The following is a 26,713-nucleotide window of genomic DNA, read 5'->3' on the forward strand; positions in this document are numbered from 1 at the left end:
GATCAAACTGCCGCAACTCCTTTGGTCGCTCGACGGCATGCTCCCTGTGGTGTGTGGAGTGTTCGGCGGCTTCCCCCGCTCCCTGAGGTTCGAGGAGCGTTCCCCGCTCCCTGAGGTGCGAGGAGCGTTCGGCGGCCTTTCTTGCTCCCTGAGGTGCGAGGAGCGTTCGGCGGCCTTTCTTGCTCCCTGAGGTGCGAGGAGCGTTAGCGACGAGCCTCGAAGGGCCGGCGACCGAACTCGATTGGCGCCGATCGCTACCCGACTCACGCTCGCCGTCGCAGCCACCATCTCTTGATGTAAATGCTCCCGAACCCGACGCCGGTGGCGATCAACCCGAGAACGACGATGACCCGGTTGTTCTGTGCATCCCGGGCTCGTTGTTCGTCGCGGGACCGACCGGCCCACTCGGGTAGCGACGCGATGTCGGCGTACATCTCGGTGAACTGCGGGGACAGCTCGACACCCCTGGGTGCTGTCGGTAGAGCCGCCAGCTGCTCGGGCGTCAGAAGTGATTCCCCATCGTCGTCGGCGTGCTGGACACACCGGTCGTCCGCGGACATCGGCTCGTCGCCGCAGGTGACGTCCGAGCTGAGCAGCCCGTACAGACCGAAGAGGATGAAGAACACGCCGAACGGGACCAGGATGACCGTCCGCGGCCACTCGTCGAGCTTCCGTCTCACTTCGGCGGGAGCCTCCGGGCGTAGTCGGCGCCGATGGTGACCCAGCGGGTCAGCTGCCGGTCGGACGCGATCCCCTCTTCGAAGACGCGCAGCCAGCCGAGCGTCTCGCGCGCCGACATGTGCATCGGGGCGGTGTGCGGGTATTCGAGCAGGGTGCTGGTCTCCTCGGGCGGCACGCGGACCATGATCCCGCCCTTGCCGCTCACGGTGACGGCCATGTTGCCGTTGATCAGGAAGGCCAGGCCGCCGAACATCGGGACCTCGTCCACGCCGACCTCCGCCGCGAGCAGCGCGCGGATGCGGAAGGCGAGTTCCTCGTCGTAAGCCACGTCTCCAGGCTATTCGGCGGGTGTGACGGGGAAAGACTTGGCAACTAACTTACCGAGCAGTAAGGTCATGCCATGGCGATCAACCTGGAGCTCCCGAAGAAGTTCGATTCGACGGTCGAGCGCACCCATCTGGCTGCCGAGCACATCTTCCGGCCGATCTCACGCAAGTACGACAAGGCCGAGCACGAATACCCCACGGAACTCGACGACCTGGCGAAGCTCGCCAAGCAGGGACGCGGGTCGGAGAAGGCGGCCGACTCGTCGAGCAGCGACGACGGACCGTCGGTCAACGGCGCCAACATGCGCGGCCTGATCTCCGCACTCGAGATGAGCTGGGGCGACGTGGGCCTGCTGCTCTCGATCCCGGGCCAGGGACTCGGCAACGCCGCCATCGCGGCCGTCGCCAACCCCGAACAGCTCGAGAAGTTCTCCGACGTCTGGGCGGCGATGGCCATCACCGAGCCCAGTTTCGGGTCGGACTCCGCGGCGGTGTCGACGACGGCAACCCGCGACGGCGACGACTACCTCATCAACGGCGAGAAGATCTTCGTGACCGCCGGTTCGCGTGCTGATCACGTCGTCGTGTGGGCGACCATCGACAAGAGTGTGGGCCGCGCGGCCATCAAGAGTTTCGTCGTCCCGATGACCACCGAGGGCGTGACGGTCGCCCGCCTCGAGCACAAGCTCGGCATCAAGGCCTCCGACACGGCCGTGATCCGTTTCGAGAACGCCCGCGTCCCCGCCGAGAATCTGCTCGGTTCGCCGGAGATCGACACCAAGAAGGCCTTCGGCGGGGTCATGCAGACCTTCGACAACACCCGTCCCGTCGTCGCGGCCATGGCGATCGGCCTGGGCCGCGCCGCCCTCGAGGAGCTCCGCCGGATGCTCGACGAGGCCGGCCACGAGATCGACTACGACCGGCCGGCAGCCGCCCAGCATGCGACCGTCGCCGAATTCATCCGCCTCGAATCGGAGTGGGAGGCCTCGTGGCTGCACACGCTGCGGGCCGCCTGGATGGCCGACAACGCCCAGCCGAACTCCACCGAGGCCTCGATGTCGAAGGCCAAGGCGGGGCGCACGGTCACCGAGATCACCAACAAGGCCGTGGAAATCGGTGCGACAGCAGGCTTCTCGGAGACCTCCCTCCTCGAGAAGTGGGCACGTGACTCGAAGATCCTCGACATCTTCGAGGGCACTCAGCAGATCCAGCAGCTGATCATCGCCCGCCGCGTTCTGGGAAAGTCCAGCACCGACCTGAGGTGATGGCGGTCAGGCCTGCCCGATCAGCCACCGCGCAACCTCTTTCGCGCCGCCCGGTTCGGCGGCGACACCGGCATGCCCGATGACGCGTTCGTTGTAGGTCACCTGCACGCCGGCGCGTCGATAGCTCCGCACCAGGTCGGAGACGAAGGGTTGCGGCGAGACCGTGTCCACCGTCCCCGTCTCGATCCGCACCGGCAACCCTGGTGAGAATCGCAGGTGCGCAACGTCGTTGCGGTCGAGGATCGCCAACAGACCGGCCTTCAGCCGCGCACCCTGGGGACCGAGGAGCTGGGCCGGCGCGAGGCCGCCGTACGAATCGAACTGCGTGAGTCCCGCATAGCACCGCTGCTCGACGTGCGGCACGAGGCGGCGTGCCGCCGGGCTGAGACCGCCGCCGTGCAGCATGAGTTGCTCGAACCCGGGATCCGCAGCGGCAGCACCGTACCCGAGCAACGCGGCGAGCCCCATGAGCTCGTTGATGGCCGGGCCGGCCACCGGCACGCCCGACGCGGCGTCGAGCATCCGGGCCACCTGGGTGGGCGGTGCCAGTGCAGCGACGGCTCGCACCCGCAGCCCATGCCATTCGGTGTCCGGTCGAGACGCGGCGAACAGCGCGGCCACGGCACCCTCGGAGTGTCCGGCCACCACCACGTCCCGGCCGATCCGTGCGTCGTCGCGCGACGCGGCGACGGCCAGGTCGATCGCCGATCGTGCCAGGGAACCTCCGATCAGGTACGGGTGTGGTCCCGGACCACCGATCCCTTCGAAATCCGGTCGTACGACCGCGAACCCGGCGTCGAGCAGGTGTCCGACGATGAGGTCACCGGACGTCATCCGCGGACGCTCGGGATGATTCGCATGACCGGTGGACGGTGCACAGGAGTCCGCCGCGCCGACGGTCATGTGGTTCCATACCGCCAGCGGCCATCCGCCGCGCGGAGGGGACGACCTGGGCAGGAGCACGGTGCCCGTCATCTCGGTCGGACGGCCCCGCACCGAGGTCGAGCTGTACCGGACGCGGCTCGTCGACGACGCGGCATCGAGCGCGACCACCGGGCTGTGCACGGCGTCGGCGGAGACGATGCGCGGGTCCGGGTCGACCGGCCCCGACGCCGCCCGAGGTGCGAGCGCGGTACCGCCGATCGCCATCAGCAACCCGGTGGCGAGAGCGCAGACCATCCTGACGTGACATGCCGACGTTCTCATCGCAGCAACCTCTCCCGCAGGCGCGCTTCACGTTCGAGTCGTTCGGAGTCACGGCGTCGGCGTTCCGCCATGACGGCCGACAGCACGTCTTCGAACGACGCACCCTGTGGCGGTGCGGGTGCCACGAACGGTGCCGCGGCGACGACGAGCCGGTGCGCGGCGGCAGCTCGCGGCTCGGGCTTCATGGCGTGCCGTCCATTGAGGAACTGGCGGATGACCACCGCGAGGCCGTCGGGCAGGGCGGCCATGTCGGCCGAGACCGCCCACGACGCAAGACCCGCGGGCATCTCGATGGGATGCTGCTCCTCGATGCGATGTCGGTCGCGGATCACGTAGGTTCCGGCGAGGAGATCTCCGAGACGCTTGTTCTTCCGCGAGATGGCCGCGCTGATGAGCGCCGGGAGACCCAGGCAGGCGTACATCTCGATGAACCCGACGAGCGCACGGGTCAGCGACTGCCGAAAACCGGTGGGCCCGGCGTCGTCTCGCACGGTGCGCAGTCCGACGGCCAGATGACCGAGGGTCTTCCCGCCGGTGAGCGTCTCCGTGACCGTCGGCAGGGCGATGACGCTGAGGATGGGCAGCAACGTGTTGACGGTGCCGCGCCACGCGTCGTTCAGGTCCCCGGTCACCTTGTACGACAGCCACCAGAGGAACAACCACAGAGCGATTCCCAGCGCGACGTCGAGCATCCCCGAGAGAATCCGGTAGCCCAGACCTCCCGGCGGCAGTGCGAGCGCGACCGCCTCACCGGAGACGAGGTCGTCGCGGCCCACGCCGACGGTGGCCGACGCACCGGCACCCCAGACGGTCGGCGGCGTCCCGACCGGGACCGGCGCACCCGCCATCACCGGAGGTCGTGGTGGCAACGATCCGGGCGGCACCGCCTCACCATACGACGCCGAACATGGTCCGCGCGGCACGAGCACACAGCCACGACGCCCGTCGAATGACATGCTCCGCACGGGCTCCGATGCCGGTTACGCTGGCCAAGTGGATCTCGACGCCTATGTGTCCGCGCATCGCGCGACGTGGGAACGGCTCGACACGCTGTCGCGCCGGCGTCGGCTGACCGGAGCCGAGGCCGACGAGATCATCGACACCTATCAGCGCGTGGCCACCCATCTTTCCGTGATCCGCTCCTCGGCCCCCGACGCCTCGCTCGTCGCGTATCTGTCGGCATTGCTGGCGCGGGCCCGTGGTCGGGCGTCGGGAACGCGGGTGAGTACGTGGTCGACGTTCATCGACTTCTTCGCCGTCACCTTCCCCGCCGCGCTGTTCCGGATGCGGTGGTGGTGGCTGACCGTCATGGGTGTGTGCGTACTCGCGGCCGCCGTGATGACCTGGTGGGTTCTCGAGCATCCCCGCATCGAGAGCTCTTTTGCCTCGCCGCAGGAGATCGAGCGTCTGGTCACCAACGACTTCGCGAACTACTACAGCGAATACGAGGCGACCTCGTTCGCGGCGCGGGTGTGGACCAACAACTTCTGGCTCGCCGCGATGTGCATCGTTGTCGGCATCTTCGGCCTGCCGGTGATCTGGATGCTCTACAGCAACATCCTGAACCTCGTGGTGATCGCCTCGATCATGATCCGGCACGGCCGCGGCGATCTCTTCTTCGGCCTGCTACTCCCGCACGGCATGCTCGAACTCACCTGCCTGTTCGTCGCCGCGGGGGTCGGCCTGCGGATCTTCTGGTCCTGGGTGTCACCCGGAAATCGAACGCGCGCAGCCGCTCTCGGTGAGGAAGGACGAGCCGCGATCGGGGTGGCGCTCGGACTCGTCGTCGTGTTGCTGATCTGCGGCGTGATCGAGGCATTCGTGACCCCCTCTCCCCTACCCACCTGGGCGCGCATCGGAATCGGGGTGACCGCCTGGCTGCTGTTCATGGCCTACGTCTTCGTCGCGGGACGCCGCGCGCACGAGACGGGCGAGACCGGCGACCTCGCCGAGCTCGATCGAGGACTGACCGCACCCACCGTGTAGGAATGGTTTGTGACCTCGATACGGTCCTCGGCTTGCGCCTCGGACCAACTCGGCCAGCAGAGGTCTGCTGGTTGAGTAGGTGAGGAGCTTGCGACGAGCCGTATCGAAACCAGCCCCACCCGAGAGGAACACCCGAATGGCCAAGAACGACAAGTCCCTGGACGCGGTCTCGCTGATCGGCGGAGGTCTCGCCGCGGTCGGTCTGACGCACTTCGTGAAGCCGGAGCTGTTCGCTCCCATCACCGCACCCGTGTTCCCCGACGACACCACGAAGTGGACCTACCGCAACGGCGCCTGCGAGACCGCGATCGGCGTCGCGCTGGTGTCCCCTCGCACCCGACGCCTCGGCCTCGCCGGCCTGGCCGGTTATCTCGGCTTCCTCGGTTACCGCGGGGTGCAGGCAAAGAGCTAGTCGGCTACAGCAACCCGCGCGACTTGAGCAGCAGATAGTGATCGGCGAGCCGCGCGGGGAGCTTGTCCGGCGGGGCGTCCACGACGTCGACGCCGAGCCGGCTGACGGCAGTGGCCGTTCGGTTTCGCAGGGTGACGGTCCGGGCCGCGGCCGCCGCGTCGTAGACGGCCTCCGGATTCTCCCGGGCCGCGATCATCTCCTCCAGCGCCGGATCGGCGACGGATCCGATGACGACCTTGTAGTGCTGCGCCAGGACCGACAGCGGTGGCAGCAATGACTCTTCGACGGCTGCCGGTTCCAGTGGGGTCAGCAGCACCAACAGGGCCCGCTGTCGGCTGATCTTCGCGACCTCTGCCCCGAGCATCGGCCAATCTGCCTCCAGTAGCGCCGGTTCGAGGTTCGCCATGGCGGTGACCAGGCTGTTGAGCAGTGTCGTGCGGCCCACCCCGACCACTCGTCGGTGGACGCGTCGGTCGCCGGCGATGAGGTCGACGCGGTCGCCCGCATGCGACGCCAGGGCGGCGAGCAGCAGAGCGGCGTCCATCGCGGCGTCGAGGCGTGGGACGTCGCCGACACGACCGGCCGAGGTACGCGACGTGTCGAGCACGATGACGATGTGACGGTCCTTCTCGGGCTGCCAGGTGCGCACGACGGTCGAGCGGCGTCGTGCTGTCGCCCGCCAGTCGATGCTGCGGACGTCGTCCCCTTCGACGTAGTCCCGCAGGGAGTCGAATTCGGTTCCCTGCCCGCGTATTCGGACCGCCGACCGGCCGTCGAGCTGGCGCAGATGGGCGAGCCGTGAGGGCAGCAGGCGTCGTGAACCGAACGGCGGGAGCGCGCGGATCCGGCCCGGTAGCGGCATGCTGCGTTGCCGACCGGCGAGTCCGAGGGGGCCGAGGCGACGAACGGTCGCCCGCACCGCGAGCCGGTCGCCACGGCGCGTCGGGGTGAGCGTGGTGGTGACCGAGCGGGTTTCACCCTGGGGCACGGTGAGTCGATGGACCGTGTCGGTGGCACCGGCCGACGGTTGCCAGCTGTCGCGCAGGACGCCGCGGAAGGTGCCGGTTCCGGTGTTGCTGACGGTGATCGAACATGAGGTGGTCTCACCGAGCCGGACCGGTCCGGGTACCGACCGTGCCAGGGCGACGGTCTTTGTCGACCCGGCGAGGACGAGGTCCAAGCACATCAGCAGTACGCAGAACAGCACCCACAGCACCGGGACGGCATAGTTCGGCCACACCAGGATCGGCACTGCGCCGAGCAGCAGCAGGATCAGGAATCGGCCGGTGAGGAACATCAGCGTGGGACGGGAACCGAGTTCACGGCGGCGTCGAGGACCGAACCCACCGACACCCCTTCGAGTTCGGCCTCGGGACGCAGCGACAGCCGGTGCGCGAGCGTCGACTGTGCCAGCGCCTGAACGTCATCGGGGGTCACGAAGTCGCGACCGTTCAGCCAAGCCCAGGCACGGCTGGTCGCGAGCAATGCGGTCGCGCCTCGCGGACTGACGCCGAGCGCGAGGGACGGGGAGAACCGTGTCGCACGGGCGATGTCGACGATGTAGGCGGCCACCTGAGGTGCGACGCTGACACGCCGGACCTGTTCGATCCCGGCCTCGACGTCGGCGGCGGAGGCGACCGGCCGCAGTCCGGCCGCGGCGAGATCACGCGGATCGAATCCGGCCGCATGCCGGGTGAGGACCGTGATCTCGTCGTCACGGGGCGGCAGGGGCAGTGTCACCTTGAGGAGGAAGCGGTCGAGCTGGGCCTCCGGCAGCGGGTACGTGCCCTCGTATTCGACGGGGTTCTGCGTGGCGGCGACGAGGAAGGGGCTGGGCAGGGGGCGACCCACGCCGTCGACGGTCACCTGCCGTTCTTCCATCGCCTCCAGCAGCGACGCCTGCGTCTTCGGCGGGGTGCGGTTGATCTCGTCGGCCAGCAGCAGGTTGGTGAACACCGGGCCCTCACGGAACGTGAACTCCGAACTGGCGGCGTCGAACACGAGCGACCCCGTCACATCGCCGGGCATGAGGTCCGGGGTGAACTGCACGCGTTTGGTGTCGACGTCGAGCGCGGCCGCGACCGATCTGACGAGGAGCGTCTTTGCGACACCGGGTACGCCCTCGAGCAGGATGTGTCCGCGGCAGAGCAGTGCGATGAGGATTCCGGCGACCGCCGGGTCCTGTCCGACAACCGCTTTGGCGACCTCGGCACGTACCGCACCGAGCGCGGCGCGCGCGGTGTTCGACGACGGGGCGGGTCCGCTGTGCGGACTCTGCGGCGGCGCCTTCTCGAATGGACCGGGGCCGAAGGCGCGGGATGGATCGACGGTCATGGTGTGTGTCGGACTTCCTTCTCGAGGGCGGTCAGTTCGGCGACGAAGAGGACGAGGCCGGTGTCGGTGGTGGGGAGCGGTCCGGCGAGCAGGGCGCGCACCCGGACGAGGTCGCGGCCGGTGACGGACACGACGGCGGTGATGATCGCGTGTACCGCGGGATCGGCCGTCTCCCCCTGGGCCACAGTCGTTTCCCATCCGGGTGCGGCCAGTTCGTCGGTGGCCCTCCCGGCGTCGTAGGGCAGGCCGAGGTACGAGGCGAGCGAGGTCAGCGTGTGGATCCGCAGGGCGGCGGCGGACCGTGCGTCGGCGCGGGCCTTCTGGTACATCCGACCCCGCGCCTGGGTGGTCTCGATCGCCTTGACGACCGCGGGCAGCGGCTCGGTGACCAGCGCGCCGAACCGGCGACCCCGCCAGAGCATGAGGGCCAGGACCGCGAACGCGGCGAGCACGATCAGCGGCCCGATCGCCGCCGGGATGTCGGAGTCCTCGTCCTCGGTCGGCACCTCGTCGGTGAAGAACGGGACGTACCAGAGGATGTCGTCGGCATCGGCGAAGAGCCGGGTGGTCACGCCGGCGTTGTCCCGGAGCGCGAGATTGTCGTTGATCAGCATGTCGCCGCTGACGACCAGGATCTCAGGACGGCCGGAGCCGGCCGGCAGGTACAGCACATTCGATGCGGTGCCGGTGGTGAAGCAGGACGTCGCACCCGGTGCGGAGGTGCTGTAGCCGAGGGCGCCGCCGGTGATGATGTCGTCGGCGCCGATCTCGGCGGTGGTGCACCGGGCGGGCACGCCGGTCGGGGCACCGCCGAACTCCAACCGGATGGGAAGTTCGAGGAGCGACAGGGCGCTGTCCTGCGGCGCGATCAGAATCACCCGGTGTGCCTCGGCCACCCGATCGAGGAACTGTTGCGCGGTACCGGGATTCAGCGCACCCACTGATGACACGACGACAGTCGTGGTGCCTCCGGGGCGTGGTGCGTCGCTGAACTCGTCCAGTCCGCGTGCCTGACGTAGGTCGCCGCCGTGCTCGTCGATGATCCGGGCCAGCGCCCGGGCGCCCTGGGGCCTCGGGTTGTCGGGGTCGTAACTCACCCCGGGCCCGGGTTCCGTCCCGAACACGGTCAGGGCGGACACTCCGAGCAGACCGATCGCGCCGATCACGACGACGACCAGAACCACCACGAGCACCCAGATCCATCGCGGCGTACCGCGCTTCGGCGGGGCGGGCGCGATCGACGGAGCACGGGTAGTCGTGGTCATCGGGGCACCGCCAGACGATGCGGATCCGAGGTGCCCACCGCGGCCGGCCGGGTGGACGACACCGCACGTTCCAGCTCGAGCACCGCCCGCGCCGGCCCGGCGGCCGCGTGGCGGTCGCCGTATGCGATCGCGTCGAACAGGTCAGCGGCACTGCGCAGTTCGACGCCGTGGTCGGGGAAGCGGGACACCAGTTCGGTGGCCACCTCGTGTGCGGTGAGAGACGGCTCATCGGCGAGCAGGCCTCGTTCGATGGCGCGCCGGGCGAGGGCTCGAACCGCGGCGATGACACTGGCGTCGTAATCGCCCGCAGCGTAGAGAGTCTCGGCCTCGACACGGAGTTCCTTCGCCGATCGCGTACCGGACAGCACCACCTTGGCCGCGCTGGAGTCCGCGGTCTTCGGGACGCGCGGGATACGTCGAACCCGACGGATCACGAGCACGGCGAGGCCCACGAACAAAAGTATCGCGACCACGATGACGATGGCCCGGATCGTGTCCGAGCCACCGAACAAGTCCAGGATGTTGTCGGCGATCCACTCCCACACGCGGTCGCTGAACTCGTCCCACCACGACGGTTCCGGCGGCTGATAGACGTCCTTCGACAGCTCGTCCTCGGCCCAGCGTCGGGCCTCCTCGTTGCCGGGGTCCAGCGGAGCAGCCAGGATCGGGGTCACGGATACCGGCCTTTCCGCGCTGCTGCGACCTCGTCGTTTTCCCGGACTCGAGGCCCGAAGGGACTCTTGCGGCGAACGTATCAAAGAACCCTGTGCAAGCACCGGAAACATCCACCGGTCGACGGACCCGCGTGCTACGGTGCCGAATTAGAACACGTTCTAATTCCTGGAGGATTCATGACCGTAGAGCAAGCCGACCTCGCCGAAAAGATCGACGCGGCGGTCGACGCCTACGTCGAGCTGCTGAACAACGGCACCGCAGAACAGATCGCCGACCTCTACGCGCCCGACGCGACGGTCGAGGACCCGATCGGCGCCGACATCCGCAACACCCGCGAGCAGCTCGTCGAGTTCTACTCGGTGATCACCGGTATGGACGAGCGCACCGCGACCCTCAAGTGGAAGAAGGTCGCCGGCGACACCGCGGTCTTCGAGTTCACCCTCGTCACCAAGACCTCCGGTCTCGCCTTCGAGATCACCCCGGTCGACATCATGGTCTTCAACGCCGACGGCAAGGTGTCGTCGATGCGCGCCGTCTGGCGTCCGGAAGACCTGACCCAGCTCTGACCTTTCCCTGAGGTGCGAGCGTCGGCCCCCTCGCTCCCTGAGGTGCGAGCGGAGCGAGCCTCGAAGGGTCAACCCCGGCCCGTCGGCCGCAGCACAATGTCCTGCGGGTGGGCGTCGGCCGGGGTCTGGATGGCGTGCACGACGGCGGCGGCGACCGACTCCGGGCGCAGGAACTGCGAGGCGTCGTAGTCCCGGCCTTCGATGGCAACCAGTTCGCGCTGCATGTCGGTGTCGATGCGTCCGGGGTAGACCGACGTGACCCGGAGCGTCGGCTCCTCGGCGCGTAGGGAGTCCGCGAGTGCGCGTAGGCCGAACTTGCTTGCCGCGTAGGGCGCCCAGCGTGGCTTGGCCGACCGCCCGGCGCCCGAGTTGACGAAGACGACGTGCCCTTCTGCCTGCCGTAGCGCAGGAAGAAGGAGCCGCGTCAGTTCGGCGACCGCCACGAGGTTCACCTCGAGGACGTGATGCCATTCCTCGACCGGGGTGTCCGAGACGTGTTCGAGGTTGCTGCCGACGCCGGCGTTGTGGACCAGCACGTCGAGTTCGCTGATGGTCTCCACCGCCGCAGCGACCTCGTCGTAGTCGGTCAGTTCGACGGCGAAGGTACTCGCACCGTCGAGTTCGGTGGCGAGGTGGTCGAGTTCGGGTGAGGGGCGTCCACCCAGCAACAGGTCATGGGTGGGGGCGAGCTGTCGGGCGATCTGGGCGCCGAGGCCGCGACTGGCCCCGGTGATCAATGCGGTGGGCACTCTGCCAACCCTACTGCGGCGACCCGGATGGCGAAATCGCTCTGCCCCCTCCGTCGGCCGAGTGGCGACGCCCGGACGGAGCGAGGACGCCGCGTATCGAGGCCACCTCGGTGAGCAGACGCGCTCGCCGCGGGGCACAATCGTCGGCGTGGCCAGGTACGGATTCACCCCAACGCAGCTGTCGGCACGTGCCGCTTATCTGCTGCGCGGCAACGACCTGGGCACCATGACCAGTGCGGCGCCCAAGCTGTACCCGCACATGTGGAGCTGGGACGCCGCGTTCGTGACCGTCGGTCTCGCACCGCTGTCCGTCGAGCGTGCGGTGATCGAGATGGACACCCTGCTCTCCGCCCAGTGGCGCAACGGCATGATCCCGCACATCGTGTTCGCCAACGGCCGTGACGGGTACTTCCCCGGCCCGGCACGCTGGGAGTGCGCACGACTCGCCGAGTGCGCCCCCGACTTCCCGGACACCTCGGGCATCACGCAGCCACCGGTCCACGCGATCGCGGTGCAGCGCATCCTCGACCATTCCCGACGCCACGGTCGCACGACGCGGGCGGTGGCCAACGAGTTCATCGACCGCCGCTGGAGTTCGCTCGTGCGTTGGCATCGCTGGCTTGCCCATGCCCGGGATCCCATGGGGCGCGGCCGGATCACCATCTTCCACGGATGGGAGTCCGGTATGGACAACTCGCCGCGGTGGGACTCGGCGTATGCGAATGTCGTTCCCGGGCTCGATCTTCCGCCGTACCAGCGCGCCGATCTCGACCACGTCACCGATCTGTCGATGCGGCCCACCGACCTCGAGTACGACCGGTACATCTGGCTGGTCGAGCAGATGAAGCGGGCGAACTACGACGACGAGGTGTTGCCGAACGTCATGAGTTTCGCCGTCGAGGACGTCTTCGTCAGCGCGATCTTCGCGGTGGCCTGCGATGTGCTCGCGACGATCGGCGAGGACTACTCCAAGCCGCTGGCCGACGTCCGCGATCTGCGCGCCTGGGCCGACCGGTTCCGCGCCGGCGTCGTCGCCGCCGCCAACGACCGCAACGGTGCCGCACGGGATTTCGACCTCCGAGCCAACTCGTGGATCACCACCGAGACCATCGCGGCGTTCGCACCGCTCATCTGCGGTGGACTCCCCCGCGACCGGGAACGCGCTCTCCTCCGGCTTTTCGACGGTCCGCGCTTCTGCGGCCACCCCGACCTCCGGTACGCCGTCCCGCCGTCGACGTCGCCCATCTCGGCCGACTTCCGACCCCGCGAGTACTGGCGCGGCCCGGTGTGGCCGGTCATGACCTGGCTGTTCAGTTGGGCGTTCGCGCGCCGTGGTTGGACCGAACGGTCGGCGCGCCTCCGCGAGGAGGGTCTGCGCCAGGCCACCGACGGTTCGTTCGCCGAGTACTACGAACCGTTCACCGGCGAACCGCTCGGCAGCATGCAGCAGAGCTGGACCGCTGCGTCGGTGCTCGACTGGCTCGACTGATCGCGACACCTCCGCGGGTTACCGTGGTCGACGGAACATCCATCGGCATCTCGGCGCGCGGGAGATCAGATGAGACAGAAGGAGACCCTGCATCAGTACCTGGCCGACGCCCGGTCGGTCATGGTGTGGAAGCTCGACGGGCTCTCCGAATATGAGATCCGACGTCCGCTGACCCCGCACGGCACCAATCTGCTGGGGCTGGTGAAACACCTGTCGGGCTGCGAGATCGGTTACTTCGGCGCGGTTTTCGGTCGGCCGTTCCCCGATCCGCCGGCCTGGTTGTCGAGCGAGGTCCCCGACGTCGACATGTGGGCGCAACCGGACGAGACCCGCGAAGGGATTCTCGACCTCTACCGCCGGGCCTGTGCACACGCCGACCGGACGATCCGGGAACTCGAGTTGGACGCAACCGGTGAAGTGGCGCCCTGGCCCCCCGAGCGGCGACACGTCACCCTGCAGCAGATCCTGGTCCACATGATCGCGGAGACCTCCCGTCACGCGGGCCACGCCGACATTCTCCGCGAACTCGTGGACGGATCGACCGGACGCCTGCCGACCGAGGAACGGCCCGCCGACCCGGGGTACTGGACGGCGTTGCACACCCGGATCGAGGCGGCGGCCGAGGGGTTCCGGTAGTCAGGACCGCTCGAGGTCACTACCTCGTAGGTAGTGGGTCTTCCGGCGTCGGAGGCGGATTCTGGGGTCACGGCAATCCGTCTCAGGAGGTGTCCGATGACCACCGACTCGACCATCCACCGGAACCGAAGACCCCCACTGGGCGCGACCCCCACCGCCTCGACCCCACGCTGGCTGGTGGCCGTGGCGCGATGCGACCGCGCGCTCTCGTCGTGGTTCATCGGGGCCGGCTTCTTCTTCGCCCCGCTCCTGCTGATCCTCGACCCCTGGCCGTTCGCGGTAACCGTCGCGTGGGTCGTGATCTCACTGGCCGGGTTGTGGCTCGGACTCCTCGGGGCGTTCATGGCGGCCGGACTCGCCCGCGTACTGCGTGCCGGTGACGTGATCCCCGACGAGTTCTGGTCCGGATTGCTCGATTACCGGCAGCAATAGCCGCGAGAAGCGCTCACACCATCCGTTTCCGCTCACCGGATTCTCGTGAACGGCAACGGATCACGGGGAGCGAAAGTCAATGCGTCTGGGCTCGCACCTGCATGACGGTCGCCGTCAACCCCAACACGATCGCGACCACACCTACCGCAACCCACCACCACCGGCCGTCGAGCCACCAGACGACGGTGAGCCAGACCATGCACACGGCGTACAGGACCCCGAAGACGGTGGTCCAGAGAGCCTCCCGCTTCAGAGGGCTGCGCGGTTCGCTGCTCACGGTGTGCTCCTGGACTCGACGGCCGTCGCGGCATCACGGCCGCGACCAGGTCCAGCGTAGCGACCACGACGCACCCGACGACGTCGAATCGACGACGCGTCAGGTGGCCCGCAACCCGTGCAGGTGGTCGCGGAGCGCACGTCGCGCACGGGCCGGTGAGTCGGTGCCGTCCAGCAGCAGGTGCATGGCCAACCCATCGATCAGTGCGTGCAGGCGGATGGCCTCGCTGTCGACGTCGACGCTGGTGGCGACCACTTTCTGGTCGCGGAGTTCGGTCAGAACCGCGACGCAGAGGCCCCGGAGTCCGTCGTAGGCCTCGCGGGCCGCCTGGGCCAATCCAGGGTGTGCGACGGACTCGGTCAGCAGCGCCAGGTTCACGTGCATCTCGACGCGGCGGTTGTCATCCAGAGGGAGTAGTTCGGCGAGGATCGCTTCGGCCCGGCGTAGCGGGTCGCGGACGCGTCCGTGCGTCTTCACCCGCTCCGCCACACGCTCGTATATCAGCCGCATCGAGAACTCGAGTAGCTCGGACTTGTCGGCGAAGACGTGGCGCAGCGAGCCCACGGAGATGCCCGCCTCCCCCGCGACCTCGCGAACCGACACGCCGGAAACCCCTTCGCGCAGGACGATCCGCCACAGCGCCTCGGCGATCTCGGCACGTCGCTCGTCGCGGTCGATCAGTTTGGGCATTGACTCATGCTAGTACACCTGTGCTACCTTGGCGGACACCTTTACTAGCACAGTCGTGTCACCAAACTTGTCTGGAGACCCGCAATGGCCACCCGGTACGCCTCACTCGATGTCCTTCGTGGCATCGCCATCCTGGGAACCCTCGCCACCAACATCTGGATCTTCACGAATCCGGAAGGGCTCATCGGCTACATCCAGGGGGCGCACGGGGCCTCGGGGATGTGGGAACCGATCGAGGGCCTTCTGCAGCAACTCGCCCAGGGCAAGTTCCTGGGCCTGCTCACCATCACGTTCGGGATCGGCCTGGCGATTCAGCAGCGGTCGGCGATCCGACGCGGACACCCCTGGCCCGGCCGGTACTACATCCGCGGTGCGCTGCTCTTCGTCGACGGACTGGTCAACTACTTCCTGTTCACCGAGTTCGATGTCCTCATGGGGTACGCCGTCACCGGGATCATCGTCGCGTATCTGCTGTCGATGCGGCTGCGGCGGCAGTACGTCGCGCTCGGCATCGCGGTCACGACCCATATCGCGCTGCTCGGGGTGCTGGCCTGGGCCCTCGCCTCGGCTCCCACCGGCAACGGTTCAACGCTCGACCCGAATCCGTACGCGGACAGCAGCTTTCTCGGCCTGGTTGCCTTCCGCGCCGAGAACATGGGCTTGTTCCGTGCCGAGGTGATCTTCATCCTGCCGATGTCGATCGCCCTGTTCCTGGCGGGCGCGGCCCTGTTGCGAGCGGGGGTACTCGAGCCGCGCGGTGAGAAGCTGCGTCGGCGGCTGATGGTCGTCGGGCTGGGTGTCGCGCTGCCCCTCGACTTCGCCCTCGGCATGACCGGCGGCGACGCCGGCCTGGTCCTCGGCCGCTACGGTACGGCGCCCGTCGTCGCGCTGGGGCTGCTGGCCTGGATCGCCGGCCTCTACGCCAACGGACGATCTCCGGGTCGATGGGGTCGTGCGGTCACCCCGATCGGCCGAACGGCACTGAGCTGCTACGTCTTCCAGAACATGGTGGCGGGTGCGGTCTGCTACGGCTGGGGATTCGGGCTCGCGCAGCGCCTCGACCCACAGACGGTCGTCCCGGTGACCGTTCTTCTCTTCGTGGGTATCTCCGCCCTCTTGATGTTCGCGTCGCGCGCCTGGCTGACCAGGTTCGAACGGGGCCCGCTGGAGTGGTTGTGGCATCGCAGCTACTCGGCCCTCGACTCCCGGTTCGCACGTCGGAAGCCGAGCGTCGACGCGACAACCGGCGCGTAGCACACCATTACAAAGCCGTCACACTGCTGAAACACGCCACTTGTTTCATGACAGGGGTCAGCGTCCACTACGAAGAGTCATCACCAACCCGATGGCTCGAGGACGCCGCACATGTACCCCGACGAGCGCGTAGCGCCCGAGTGAGCATGGAGGAGCATCGTGACGATCGAGAGTGCCAAGGCGTTGGAGTTCCGGGTGACCAGCGACGCCTGGAAGAACCTGCCGAAGATGCCGGAGACCGAGTACCCGGGCACCGAGGGCTTCATCGGTGACGTCTACGAGAACCCCGACGGCAGTCCGATGTGCAGCGGTTACTTCGAACTCCGTCACACCGACGAGCCGCTCTACTACGAGTACGAATACGACGAGATGAAGGTCGTGCTCGAGGGCGAGTTCCTGTTGGAGAACAAGGAGACCGGGCAGAAGATCGTCGCCAAGGCGAAGGACGCCATCTTCTTCCCGAAGGGTTCGAAGATCTACTTCAGCACCCCCGACTATGCGCTCGCCTTCTACACCGGGCAGCGCGACGCCACCCTGCTCTGATCCACCGTCATGTCGCAGATCGCGTACTCCAGCGTGCCGGTGTGGGCGCGACCTGGTGACCTGGCCGAGACGACAATCCCCACGGCGACCGGCAGTTCCTACCTGCTGGTCGGTGTCGGGGACGTCGCCGACGCACTGGGCCGCTGGGAAGCCCAGTGCCCGCCGCAGGCCACCACCCGAATCCACGGCGATGCCGACACCGCCGCCGACCTGCTCGCCACGGCGCTCGCCGAGGCCACCGTCGGCGTCCGGGTATGGATCGTCGCCGACACGGGTTCGGCACTGCGGCTGCGCGCCGTCGCCGTGAACGCCGGACTCGAGGACGACGAGATCATGGTCCTGACAACCGATTCCGACAATCGAACCGAAGCCGACGTCTTCTGCTCACACTGCCGGTCGGTGACCCGCGCCCGAGTAGCGATCGATGACGTCGTCCCCTGTGCCGGTTGTCGTCGCGACCTGCTCGTCTACCACCACGTATCCCGTCGAACGGGTCAGTACCTGGGCTTCATGGTCGACGCCGAGACCGCGCAACCCCTGTCCACCGGTGAGGAGGTCGAACTGTGAGCATCACCGTCGCAGAACCCGGTTCGTCCGGTACCGCGGTGCAGACCCGCGTCGACAGGCTGCCCACGATGCAACTCGTCGTGGTCGCGATCGACGCCACCGTCGCCGGCATCCGCAGCATCACGCTCGCCGACCCGGACGGCCGCGCACTCCCCGGTTTCGTACCCGGCAGCCATCTGGTGGTGCACGCGGGTGAGCACACCAATGCCTACAGCCTGACCGGCGACGGCACCCATCCCACGCAGTATTCGATCTCGGTCCTCAAGGTCGACGACGGCAACGGCGGATCCCGCTGGCTGCACGAAGCACTCGTCGTCGGAGACCTGTTGACCGTCGGGCTTCCCCGTAGTGCCTTCGCGCCGATCGCCCGCGCCCGCAGACACCTGCTGGTCGCCGGCGGGATCGGGATCACCCCCATGGTGTCCCACCTGCGGGCCGCCGTGCGTTGGGGACGCGACGTGCAGTTGCTGTACGTGTTCCGCGAGGAGGCCGCCGCCCACCTCGACGACGTCACGGCGCTCGCCCGGGCCCGTGCCGAACTGTTCACCGACCGTCTCTCGTTCACCGAGCGCCTCGATGAATCGCTCCGTGCCCAGCCGGTCGGCACCCACCTGTACGTCTGCGGACCGTCGGCGATGATCGACGCCGTCGTCGGTGCGGCGATCGCGGCCGGCTGGCCCGAGTCCCGAATACACTTCGAACGCTTCGGCATCGACGCACTCGATGCCGGTGACCCGTTCCGTGTCGAGCTCACCGAATCCGGCCGGAGCATCGACGTCCCGTCGGGGACGAGCATGCTCGAGGCCTTGGAAGAAGTGGGCGTCGAGGTCCCGAATCTGTGCCGGCAGGGCGTGTGCGGCGAATGTCGCATCCCCCTGTCCGGCGGATCACCCATCCACCGCGATCTCTACCTCAGTGCCGAGGAGAAGTCCGCCGGTGACGCCATCATGCCGTGCGTCTCGCGCGCCACCGACGGCTGCACCCTGGAGGTTCCCCTGTGACAGGCACTCTCGACAACACAGCCACGAAGACCGCGGCGGGGACCGACCTGATCGCCGGCTTCCCGTTCCCCTTCCTCGAAGACCGGTACCGCTACAGCACCAACGTGGAACCGGCCGAGCAACCCGTCACGACGCCCGCGGGTCAGTGGGGCACCGCCGTGGTCGACATCGACGCCGAGTACCGCGCGGAACTCGATCAGCGCGCGGTGATCCTCGCCGCCGACCCGACCCGCCACGCGGTACTCCCCCACATGGTCCCCGCGGCGTGGGATGCGATGTTCACCCTCATGCGCGAACTCGGCGCCGCGTATCCGGAGCAGATGCAGCTGCGCTCCACGGGGCCCGACGAATGGTTGTGGCGCAACGGCATCCTCGGGGTCGAACAACACTTCCGCTACGGCGACGAGACCACCCTCCCCGACGAACCGTTGCGCTACATCACCTCTCAGGTCCAGGAGGACATCGCCCTCCTCGACCAGCGCAACGACGAGCTCTTCGTCGACGCCGGCGTGGTGACCTTCGCGGCCGACTGGAGTTTCGGCTTCGACGTCGGCATGAGCTTCCTCGAGATCCACGGGCCCGTCCCGCGGATCCGCAGGGAAGGCGTCATCACCCGGGCCCACGAGTTCCTCAAGCGCCTCCAACCGCACCAGCCCTACCGGCGGACCAACTGGACACTCACCATCGATCGCCGCCTCGACGTCTCGACGGAGCTCTACCCCGAGTGGGGCCCCGACCGCGAGAGCATCCAGCTCGTCGACGACGCCGAGTTCGGTCGCCGCGTACACCTGCGCGTCGAGGTGCAACACCTGATCCGCCTGCCCGACTCGGGCGCGGTCATGTTCCTGATCCGCACCTACATGCTCCCCCTGGAGCAGCTGGCCACCGTCGACCCGTGGCGGCGTCGTACTGCCGAGGTCCTGGCCGAATTGCCCGAGGACATGGCCGATTACAAGGGCATCATCAAGTACCGGGATCGCGCGGCCCAGTGGTTGCGCGATGCCGCGCCGACCCCGGCCCCGACCACACCGGCACCGACCGGCCCGGGCATGCCGGTCTGGCCGACCAGTCCCCCGGCGGTCGACACCACCGGGGCCGCCTTCCTCGTGGTCGCCATCGGCGATGACGCCGCGACCGCGCACGTGTCCCGCAACTGGGTCGCGGCGGCCGAGGCCGTCGGCGCCACCCGGCTGCTCGTGCTCGACACCCTCACCGACGAGCAGGATCGTGCGGCCCTCGACGCCGCACTCGGCGAAGCCCTCACCGGCACCCGCGTCCTCGTCACCGGTGGCCAATACGACGTGATGACCGCCCTGGCGATCGCGCGCGAAGCCGGAGCCGTCCCCGCTGAGTTGTCGTCCTTCGTCGTCCACACCCGCGATCTGCCGCTCTACTGTGCGCACTGCCGCACCACCTTCCGCGTCGAGGGGCGCGCCGGCGGGATCGTCACGTGTCCCGGTTGTGCCCGGGATCTCGAGGTCCACGAACACCATTCGCCGACGATGGGCAGCTTCCTGGCGTCAGCCGCGGGGGGTGATGCATGACGGCAGCAGCCATCCCCGCACACCTGCACCCGGGTTACACGACGTCGACGAGGCCGATGCGCGTCGTCGCCGTCCGCCAACTGACCGAGGACATCACACACTTCCGGTTCGCGCCCCCCGTCGATGCACCGCAGGTCCTGACGCCCTATCAACCGGGTAGCCACCTCATCGTCACCGCAGGCGAACACCGCAACGCCTACTCGCTCGTCGACGACGGCATGTTCCCCAACACCTACGGCATCTCGGTCCTGCGCCGCGGCGCCGGCGGCGGCTCGGATTGGTTGCACGACAACCTCACCGAGGATTCGATCGTCGAGGTGGAGGGTCCCCGGTCGATGTTCGCGCCGGTCCTCGACCAGCGGGGAGCGCTGCTGGTGGCCGGCGGTATCGGGGTCACACCGGTCTTGTCGCACGCCCGGGCGCTGGCGCGCGAGGGGCGTCGTGTCGACATCGTCTACTCCTACCGGCCCGGCTGCGGAGCCCACCTCGACGATCTCCGTGCGCTCGCGCAGCAACCCGACGTCACCCTGCACGAGGTGTTGGGGATCGACGCCACGACGGAACTGCTCGCCGAGAGATTCCGGTCGCAGCCGCTCGGGACCCACGCCTACGCATGCGGACCGGCCACCCTGCTCGACACCTACACCGAGCTCGCCGCGCAGGCCGGATGGCCCACGGCGCGGGTCCATCTCGAACGATTCGCCGCACCCGATCAGGAGCCCGGCGACCCGTTCACCGTGACGCTCTCCTCGACCGGCGCCCGGATCGACGTCCCGGCCGGGGTGTCACTGCTCCAACGTCTCCTCGACAGCGGTGTCGAGGTGCCCAACCTGTGCCGCCAGGGTGTGTGCGGCGAATGTCGAATCCCCGTGCGTGGAGGCACCATCGAGCATCGCGACCTCGTTCTGTCCGACGAGGAGAAGGCGCTCGGTGACGCGATGCTGTGCTGTGTCTCCCGGGGCCAGAGCATCGAGGTGGACCTGTGACCACAGAAGCGATCCCGACCGCATCGGCCCGCGAGTACCAGTCCGGCCCGGTGGACCACCTGTCCAACCTCCCGTGGCCGTTTCCCGACGACCTCGAGGAGTTCTCCTACAGCGTCAACGTCGAACCCGCCCGCATCCCGCGCCGCACCCGCGGTGGCGAATGGGGAAGGCACCTGGTCGATCTCGGCGGTGCGGAGTACCCGGAGACGATGGCAGAACGTCGGCGGATCCTCGACAACGACCCGTCACGCGTGCGGGTCCGCGCCGGCATGGAGGTCGCCTGCTGGGACCTGCTGCTCTACTACCTGCGCGACCTCGGCATCTCGTATCCCGACCTCATGCACCTCGACGAGCACGGTGACGGCCGGTTCCACTGGCGCAACGAGATCCTCGGCACCGACCAGGAATTCGTGCTCGGCGACCCCGACTCCCTGCCCTACGGGCCCATGGAGTTCCTGGCGCGAGAGGTGCCCGACGACCTCCTGCTCGTCACCGAACGCGACGGGCGCCTGTACTTCGACGCCGGGGTGGTGACCTTCGCCGCGGCGTGGTCGGTCTCCTTCGATGTCGGGATGGACATGTACGAAATCCATGCCCCGGTCCCGCGCATGCTCCGCGAGGGCATCGTCGCGCGCGCCGAACAGTTCTTGCGCAGGCTACCGGCGGATCAGGTGTACCGCAGGGTGAACTGGACTCTCTCGGCGTCGGATTCGCGCAAGCTCGATGTCAGTCTCGAAGAGCTGCCGGCCTGGGCGGGTGACGTCCCGGGCATGGTCGCCGACGGCGATTTCGCCAGGGCGCGCCTGCGAATCGAGCTGGAACACTTCGTCCGGTTGCCGATGTCGGGTGCCGTGACGTTCAATATCCGGACATTCATGGCCTCGCTGGAGGACGTGAAACGAATACCCGAGTGGGCCGACCAGTTGGCGACCGTCATCGAGACACTCGGTGAGGACATCGCCGCCTACAAGGGATTCCTCGACTATCGCGACAACGTCGTCGCCTATCTACGCGGTCAACGACGCCCGTGAGCTGCTGGTGCAAGTAACCCGGACCTCAGAGTCTCCGAACCGAAAGATCGCCCATGGAACCGATACTCGCGGCTAACGCCGACCTGGCCTGGATGCTGGCGGCCTTCGTCTTCGTCCTGTTGATGTTCCCCGGCCTCGCCTTCTTCTACGGCGGCATGGTCGGCTCGAAGAACGTCCTGAACATCATGTCGATGGTCATCTCCACTCTCGGCATCACCGCTGTGCTCTATGTCGTCATCGGCTACGGACTGGTGTCCGGCCCGTCGGTGGGCGGTTGGGGCCTCATCGGCAACCCGACCGACTTCATCGGCCTGACCAACTGGCTGACCGACGACGCATCGGGGGCGACCCAGACGCTGTACTTCGCGGCCTGGTTCATCCTGTTCGCCGCCATCACCATCGCCATCGTGGCCAGTGGTGCCGCCGGCCGCATGAAGTTCTCGGCGTGGCTGGTCTTCGCGCCGATCTGGCTGCTGGTGGTGTACTTCCCCCTCGCCCACTGGGTCTTCTCGGCTGACGTCGACGACGACTACAAAGGCGGCTTCCTGCTGAACAAGCTCGAGATCGTCGACTACGCAGGCGGAACCGCGGTCCACATGAACTCCGGCGTCGCCGCTCTCGCACTCGCCGTCGTGCTCGGTGCCCGCAAGCGACGCATGGAGCGTCCGCACAACGTGCCGATGACGATGCTCGGTGGCGGCATCCTGTTCTTCGGCTGGTTCGGCTTCAACGGCAGCTGTGCCCTCGGCGCCAACTTCCTCGCCCAGTCGGTCATCCTGAACACCCTGCTCGCCGGTTCCGCCGGCATGATCGGCTTCGCGATCATCGAGAAGTGGCGTGAAGGTCATGTCACCTCGCTGGGCATCATCACCGGCGTCGTCGCAGGTCTGGTCGGCATCACCCCGGCAGCCAGCAGCATGGCCCCGCTCGGTGCCCTGCTCGTCGGCATCTTCGCCGCCGCGGTCGTCGCCTTCCTGCTCAGCTTCAAGTCGAAGCTGAAGGTCGACGAGACGCTCGACGCCTTCGCCGTGCACGGCATCGGCGGCATCGTCGGTACCTTCTGCATCATCCTGTTCGCCACCGATGTCGCTCCGGCCGGCGTCCAGGGCGTCCTGTTCGGCGGTGACCCCGACATCATCTGGCGTGAGCTCGCCGGTATCGCGATCACCTGCACCTACTCGTTCGTGATGACCTGGCTCATCGCGAAGGGGCTCGACAAGGTCATGGGTATCCGCGTCGACGACGAAACCGAGATGGTCGGCCTCGACACCGTCCTGCACGCCGAGACCGCCTACGAGATCCCCAGTGCGAGCGTCGGTCACCCGGGCGGCGGCCTGGGCTCCCTGTTGCCGTCGGTAGCTGCCGAATCGGTGGAGAAGTCGATGCCTTCCTCGACTCCACCTGCGCAGGTCTGACCGCGCGGAGAAAGTGAACAACGGCCCGGGGCCCACCGTGAGAACGGCGGGCCCCGGGTCTTTTTCGTCGCGTCACACGAGGTGCCGAAACGACACCGACCGCTCACCGGGCGGAAACAGTGGGGAAACAAACGGTCGGTCTACTAACGGTAGACATTGATTCACGCGAGTGGACATCCCGACAGGCCACACCTACAGTCGACCCCCGGAGCGCATCATGACCACCACCAACGCAGCGACCGACACCAGCACCCTCGCCGAGCTGTGTGCGGCCAACGGCACCAAGTTCATCCTCGCCATGTTCGTCGACCTCCGCGGCAAGCCGTGCGCCAAGCTGGTGCCGGTCGAGGCGGTCGACGAACTCGCCACGGAGGGAGTCGGTTTCGCCGGCTACGCGGTCGGCGCCATCGGCCAGGAGCCCAAGGACCCCGACCTCATCGCGATCCCCGACGTGAGCTCCTTCCTCCCGATCCCGTTCATCAAGGAAGGCCTCGCCGTCGTCCAGTGCGATCCGCACGTCGAGGGCAAGCCGTGGCCGTTCGCCCCGCGCAACATCCTCAAGACCCTCATCGCTCAGACCGCCGACGCCGGCTTCGAGCCGTGGGTGGGTGCCGAGGTCGAATACTTCCTGCTCAAACGGGCCGATGACGGTTCGCTCGTCACCGCTGACGCCGCGGACGACTCCGACCAGCCCTGCTACGACGTCCGCGGACTCACCCGCATGTACGAACACCTCACCGCGGTGTCCACCGCCATGAACCAGTTGGGTTGGAGCAACTACGCCAACGACCACGAGGACGGCAACGGCCAGTTCGAGCAGAACTTCAAGTACGCCGACGCGCTCACCACCGCCGACCGGGTCGTCACCCTCCGCTACCTCCTCTCGGCCATGGCCGCGGAGAAGGGCATGATCGCCACCTTCATGCCGAAGCCGTTCGCCGACCGGACCGGCTCGGGACTCCACTTCCACCTGTCGCTCACCAAGGGTGGGGAGCCGGCCTTCCCGCAGGTCAGCGAAGACGACCGCGGACTCGGTCTGTCCGACACCGCCTACGGGTTCATCGGCGGGATCCTCGAGCACGCGCCGGCCCTGCAGGCCGTGATCGCACCGACCGTCAACTCCTACAAGCGAACCGGGGCCACCGCCACCCGCTCGGGTGCGTCCTGGGCGCCGCGCAAGGCCACCTACGGCGGCAACGACCGGACCCACTACATCCGCGTTCCCGACGATCAGCGCGTGGAACTCCGCGGCGGCGACGGATCGGCCAACCCGTACCTGGCCGCAGCCGCGTTGCTCGGTGCCGGCCTCGACGGCATCAAGCGGAGCCTCGACCCCGGCGCCGTCGGCGGTGCACCCAGCCACATCGCCGAACTGCCCCTCACCCTGTTGCACGCGGTCGAGGCCTTCGAGGCCGACGCCGTCGTCGCGGGCGCGCTCGACGCAGCACTCCCCCAGGACTGGCCCGAGGACCAGGGCAAGGTGTCGACCTACTTCTCCAACCTCAAGCGCGAGGAGTTCTTCAACTGGCACGCCGCGGTCTCCCCGTGGGAAGTCGACCAGTACCTCACCGCCTTCTGACGCGGCCGAACCCGGCCGCGTGGATCGAACCACATCCCAACTCCCCCTTCGACGTAAAGGATTCGACAATGTGCGGAATCGTCGGATTGCATCTGCGTAATCCCGAACTTCATCCCCGGCTCGGTGCCATGCTCGCCGAGATGCTCGGTGAAATGCAGGATCGCGGCACGGACTCGGCCGGTATCGCGGTCTACGGCAACCCCGAGTGGGCGCCTCCCGGCCACGGCTGCGTCTCGCTGCTCGAACTCGACGTCCTGCCCGACGAGGTCTCGTCGACCCTGGGCGCGGCGCTCGGTGTGCCCGTCGCCGCTCAGCTCGTCGACGCCACGCTGGTCGCGTCGGCCCCGGTCGGCGCCGAAGAGCTCCTCGGCGCGGCCCGCGCCGCCTACCCGGACGCGCTGGTCGCCGGCTTCGGCGCGGACCTCACCGTCCTCAAGGGTGTCGGCGCACCGCGCGACCTCACCGAATCCTGGGGCCTGGCAACCGCTTCCGGCTGGCAGGGCGTCGGCCACACCCGCATGGCCACCGAGTCGGCGGTGACCCCGTCCGGTGCTCACCCCTACGCCGTGGGTCCGGAGCAGTGCCTGGTTCACAACGGCTCGTTCGCCAACCACGCCACCATCCGACGCGAATTGCGTGCCCAGGGTGTCGAATTCGACAGCGAGAACGACACCGAGGTCGGCGCACGCTTCGTCGCCCACCAGCTCGCCGCCGGCAAGGACGTCGAGACCGCCCTCAAGGAGGTGTGCGCCAACTTCGACGGCTTCTACACCCTCGTGGTCTCCAATCGCGACTCCTTCGCCGTCGTCCGCGACGCCATCGCCTGCAAGCCCGCGGTGATCGCCGAGACCGACGACTGGGTCGCGATCGCCAGCGAGTACCGCGCCCTCGCCAAGCTGCCCGGCGTCGAGAACGCCCGCATCTGGGAGCCCGAGCCCGAGGTGGTCTACGCATGGACACGGTGACACTCCCGCACCCAGGGACCCTCGAACAACCCGGGACACTCGCTCCCTCCACCTACTCCCCCACCGACACGGCGAAAGCTGAGACGATGAGTCCCAACCACCACTTCGATCTCGCGAACACCCCACTGCGAGAGGTCAACTCGGCGCTCCACGACGACATCTCCGGTGAGATCGTCATCGACAACCCCGCCGGCGCCCACAGCGTCGCGGCCGGCGTCAACGCCCCGGTGAAGATCACCGTCAACGGCCACGTCGGCTACTACGCGGCCGGCATGAACCAGCAGGCCGAGGTCACCATAAACGGCAACGCCGGCACCGGTGTCGCCGAGAACATGATGAGCGGCAGCGTCATCGTCAAGGGCAACGCCTCGCAGTCGGCCGGTGCCACCGCACACGGTGGCCTCCTCGTCGTCGAGGGTGACGCGGCGGCACGTTGCGGCATCTCGATGAAGGGCGTCGACATCGTGGTCGGCGGCAACGTCGGACACAACAGCGCGTTCATGGCACAGGCCGGTCGCCTGGTCATCCGCGGCGACGCCGGTGACGGCCTCGGCGACTCCATCTACGAGACCCGCATCTACGTCCGCGGCGAGGTCGCCTCGCTGGGTGCCGACTGCATCGCGAAGCCGATGCGCGAGGAGCACCTCGAGGAACTCGCCGGACTGCTCAAGGCCGCAGGTTACGCCGACGACGATCTGACCGCCTACACCCGCTACGGATCGGCCCGCGAGCTCTACCACTTCAAGGTGGACAACGCTTCCGCCTACTGAGCCATCCCCTCGCTCCCTGAGGTGCGAGGAGCGATAGCGACGAGCCACGAAGGGCTGGCGACCCCCCCT

Annotated in this window: 29 protein-coding genes; 18 read left to right on the top strand and 11 right to left on the bottom strand. The window is 68.0% G+C overall.

The genetic code is table 11. The features are described from left to right. Positions 1-263: 263 nt before the first annotated feature. Both LQD00_RS08795 and LQD00_RS08800 read right to left on the bottom strand, forming a co-directional pair. Positions 264-680 (bottom strand): hypothetical protein, encoded by a 417-nt coding sequence (locus tag LQD00_RS08795; protein WP_232716777.1) that lies wholly within the window; start codon positions 678-680, stop codon positions 264-266. Continuing rightward, entirely contained in the window at positions 677-1,009 is a 333-nt protein-coding gene (locus LQD00_RS08800; protein WP_006868507.1) for a TfoX/Sxy family protein, read from the bottom strand. The genes LQD00_RS08795 and LQD00_RS08800 overlap by 4 nt, the downstream gene beginning before the upstream one ends. A gap of 72 nt (positions 1,010-1,081) precedes the next feature. Between LQD00_RS08800 and LQD00_RS08805 the strand changes: the two genes are divergently transcribed. Beyond that, entirely contained in the window at positions 1,082-2,272 is a 1,191-nt protein-coding gene (locus tag LQD00_RS08805) for an acyl-CoA dehydrogenase family protein (RefSeq protein WP_232716778.1), read from the top strand. Positions 2,273-2,278: 6 nt separating this feature from the next. Here the strand turns inward: LQD00_RS08805 and LQD00_RS08810 are convergent, their stop codons facing one another. Then, the gene (locus tag LQD00_RS08810; protein WP_232716779.1) at positions 2,279-3,478 is read right to left on the bottom strand and encodes an alpha/beta hydrolase; all 1,200 of its coding nucleotides are present in this window, start codon (positions 3,476-3,478) and stop codon (positions 2,279-2,281) included. Then, entirely contained in the window at positions 3,475-4,326 is an 852-nt protein-coding gene (locus tag LQD00_RS08815) for an RDD family protein (RefSeq protein ID WP_232717091.1), read from the bottom strand. The genes LQD00_RS08810 and LQD00_RS08815 overlap by 4 nt, the downstream gene beginning before the upstream one ends. Before the next feature lie 145 nt (positions 4,327-4,471). Between LQD00_RS08815 and LQD00_RS08820 the strand changes: the two genes are divergently transcribed. Both LQD00_RS08820 and LQD00_RS08825 read left to right on the top strand, forming a co-directional pair. Next, positions 4,472-5,464: a stage II sporulation protein M gene (locus tag LQD00_RS08820; protein ID WP_232716780.1), complete on the top strand. Its 993-nt coding sequence runs from the start codon at positions 4,472-4,474 to the stop codon at positions 5,462-5,464. Between the two features lie 136 nt (positions 5,465-5,600). Further along, a complete protein-coding gene (locus LQD00_RS08825) occupies positions 5,601-5,876 on the top strand; it encodes a hypothetical protein (protein WP_232716781.1) in 276 nt (91 codons plus the stop codon). 4 nt (positions 5,877-5,880) lie between these two features. Here LQD00_RS08825 and LQD00_RS08830 read toward each other — a convergent pair whose 3' ends face one another. From LQD00_RS08830 to LQD00_RS08845, 4 genes are all read right to left on the bottom strand, one after another. Beyond that, positions 5,881-7,173: a DUF58 domain-containing protein gene (locus tag LQD00_RS08830; RefSeq protein WP_232716782.1), complete on the bottom strand. Its 1,293-nt coding sequence runs from the start codon at positions 7,171-7,173 to the stop codon at positions 5,881-5,883. Continuing rightward, positions 7,173-8,210: an AAA family ATPase gene (locus LQD00_RS08835; RefSeq protein WP_232716783.1), complete on the bottom strand. Its 1,038-nt coding sequence runs from the start codon at positions 8,208-8,210 to the stop codon at positions 7,173-7,175. Before LQD00_RS08835 ends, LQD00_RS08830 begins: the two co-directional genes overlap by 1 nt. After that, positions 8,207-9,403: a DUF4350 domain-containing protein gene (locus LQD00_RS08840; RefSeq protein WP_232717092.1), complete on the bottom strand. Its 1,197-nt coding sequence runs from the start codon at positions 9,401-9,403 to the stop codon at positions 8,207-8,209. The genes LQD00_RS08835 and LQD00_RS08840 overlap by 4 nt, the downstream gene beginning before the upstream one ends. Before the next feature lie 68 nt (positions 9,404-9,471). Next, a complete protein-coding gene (locus tag LQD00_RS08845) occupies positions 9,472-10,149 on the bottom strand; it encodes a DUF4129 domain-containing protein (RefSeq protein ID WP_232716784.1) in 678 nt (225 codons plus the stop codon). A 177-nt stretch (positions 10,150-10,326) separates the two neighbouring features. On the opposite strand from LQD00_RS08845, the gene LQD00_RS08850 reads away from it, so the two are divergent. Then, entirely contained in the window at positions 10,327-10,716 is a 390-nt protein-coding gene (locus LQD00_RS08850; protein ID WP_232716785.1) for a nuclear transport factor 2 family protein, read from the top strand. Between the two features lie 68 nt (positions 10,717-10,784). Here the strand turns inward: LQD00_RS08850 and LQD00_RS08855 are convergent, their stop codons facing one another. Beyond that, positions 10,785-11,465, bottom strand: coding sequence for an SDR family oxidoreductase (locus LQD00_RS08855; protein ID WP_232716786.1), 681 nt, complete (start codon positions 11,463-11,465; stop codon positions 10,785-10,787). Between the two features lie 148 nt (positions 11,466-11,613). Between LQD00_RS08855 and ggh the strand changes: the two genes are divergently transcribed. The 3 genes from ggh to LQD00_RS08870 all read left to right on the top strand — a co-directional run bounded on the left by ggh (position 11,614) and on the right by LQD00_RS08870 (position 14,022). After that, positions 11,614-12,954: a glucosylglycerate hydrolase gene (gene ggh, locus LQD00_RS08860; RefSeq protein ID WP_232716787.1), complete on the top strand. Its 1,341-nt coding sequence runs from the start codon at positions 11,614-11,616 to the stop codon at positions 12,952-12,954. Between the two features lie 69 nt (positions 12,955-13,023). Next, complete coding sequence (locus LQD00_RS08865; RefSeq protein ID WP_232716788.1) at positions 13,024-13,590, top strand: DinB family protein; 567 nt, start codon at positions 13,024-13,026, stop codon at positions 13,588-13,590. A 96-nt stretch (positions 13,591-13,686) separates the two neighbouring features. Further along, positions 13,687-14,022, top strand: a complete 336-nt coding sequence (locus LQD00_RS08870) for a hypothetical protein (RefSeq protein WP_232716789.1) — start codon at positions 13,687-13,689, stop codon at positions 14,020-14,022. A gap of 76 nt (positions 14,023-14,098) precedes the next feature. On the opposite strand, the gene LQD00_RS08875 is transcribed toward LQD00_RS08870, so the two are convergent. Beyond that, a complete protein-coding gene (locus LQD00_RS08875) occupies positions 14,099-14,299 on the bottom strand; it encodes a hypothetical protein (protein WP_232716790.1) in 201 nt (66 codons plus the stop codon). Positions 14,300-14,398: 99 nt separating this feature from the next. Beyond that, complete coding sequence (locus LQD00_RS08880) at positions 14,399-14,989, bottom strand: TetR/AcrR family transcriptional regulator (protein ID WP_232716791.1); 591 nt, start codon at positions 14,987-14,989, stop codon at positions 14,399-14,401. Positions 14,990-15,073: 84 nt separating this feature from the next. Here LQD00_RS08880 and LQD00_RS08885 point away from each other — a divergent pair, with 84 nt between their 5' ends. The 11 genes from LQD00_RS08885 (at position 15,074) to LQD00_RS08935 (ending at position 26,644) form a co-directional block, all read left to right on the top strand. Beyond that, a complete protein-coding gene (locus tag LQD00_RS08885) occupies positions 15,074-16,243 on the top strand; it encodes a DUF418 domain-containing protein (protein ID WP_232716792.1) in 1,170 nt (389 codons plus the stop codon). Positions 16,244-16,402: 159 nt separating this feature from the next. Further along, positions 16,403-16,786, top strand: a complete 384-nt coding sequence (locus LQD00_RS08890; protein WP_005200607.1) for a cupin domain-containing protein — start codon at positions 16,403-16,405, stop codon at positions 16,784-16,786. 9 nt (positions 16,787-16,795) lie between these two features. After that, positions 16,796-17,353 carry a dimethylamine monooxygenase subunit DmmA family protein gene (locus LQD00_RS08895; protein WP_232716793.1) on the top strand — a complete coding sequence of 186 codons (558 nt, stop codon included), beginning with the start codon at positions 16,796-16,798 and terminating at the stop codon, positions 17,351-17,353. Then, positions 17,350-18,354: a PDR/VanB family oxidoreductase gene (locus LQD00_RS08900; RefSeq protein WP_232716794.1), complete on the top strand. Its 1,005-nt coding sequence runs from the start codon at positions 17,350-17,352 to the stop codon at positions 18,352-18,354. Before LQD00_RS08895 ends, LQD00_RS08900 begins: the two co-directional genes overlap by 4 nt. Next, on the top strand, positions 18,351-19,898 hold the full coding sequence (locus LQD00_RS08905) for a heme-dependent oxidative N-demethylase family protein (protein WP_232716795.1): 1,548 nt from the start codon (positions 18,351-18,353) through the stop codon (positions 19,896-19,898). Before LQD00_RS08900 ends, LQD00_RS08905 begins: the two co-directional genes overlap by 4 nt. Next, positions 19,895-20,884, top strand: coding sequence for a PDR/VanB family oxidoreductase (locus LQD00_RS08910; protein WP_232716796.1), 990 nt, complete (start codon positions 19,895-19,897; stop codon positions 20,882-20,884). The genes LQD00_RS08905 and LQD00_RS08910 overlap by 4 nt, the downstream gene beginning before the upstream one ends. Further along, positions 20,881-21,915, top strand: coding sequence for a heme-dependent oxidative N-demethylase family protein (locus LQD00_RS08915; protein WP_232716797.1), 1,035 nt, complete (start codon positions 20,881-20,883; stop codon positions 21,913-21,915). The genes LQD00_RS08910 and LQD00_RS08915 overlap by 4 nt, the downstream gene beginning before the upstream one ends. Before the next feature lie 53 nt (positions 21,916-21,968). Next, complete coding sequence (locus tag LQD00_RS08920) at positions 21,969-23,330, top strand: ammonium transporter (RefSeq protein ID WP_232716798.1); 1,362 nt, start codon at positions 21,969-21,971, stop codon at positions 23,328-23,330. Positions 23,331-23,547: 217 nt separating this feature from the next. After that, positions 23,548-24,909, top strand: coding sequence for a type III glutamate--ammonia ligase (glnT, locus tag LQD00_RS08925; protein WP_232716799.1), 1,362 nt, complete (start codon positions 23,548-23,550; stop codon positions 24,907-24,909). Positions 24,910-24,977: 68 nt separating this feature from the next. Continuing rightward, positions 24,978-25,874 (top strand): class II glutamine amidotransferase domain-containing protein, encoded by an 897-nt coding sequence (locus LQD00_RS08930; protein ID WP_232716800.1) that lies wholly within the window; start codon positions 24,978-24,980, stop codon positions 25,872-25,874. Continuing rightward, on the top strand, positions 25,862-26,644 hold the full coding sequence (locus LQD00_RS08935; protein ID WP_406566987.1) for a GltB/FmdC/FwdC-like GXGXG domain-containing protein: 783 nt from the start codon (positions 25,862-25,864) through the stop codon (positions 26,642-26,644). The genes LQD00_RS08930 and LQD00_RS08935 overlap by 13 nt, the downstream gene beginning before the upstream one ends. Positions 26,645-26,713 lie beyond the last annotated feature (69 nt).

This window comes from Gordonia metallireducens (genome assembly GCF_021245825.1).
In the GTDB taxonomy this organism is placed as follows: Bacteria; Actinomycetota; Actinomycetes; order Mycobacteriales; family Mycobacteriaceae; genus Gordonia; species Gordonia namibiensis.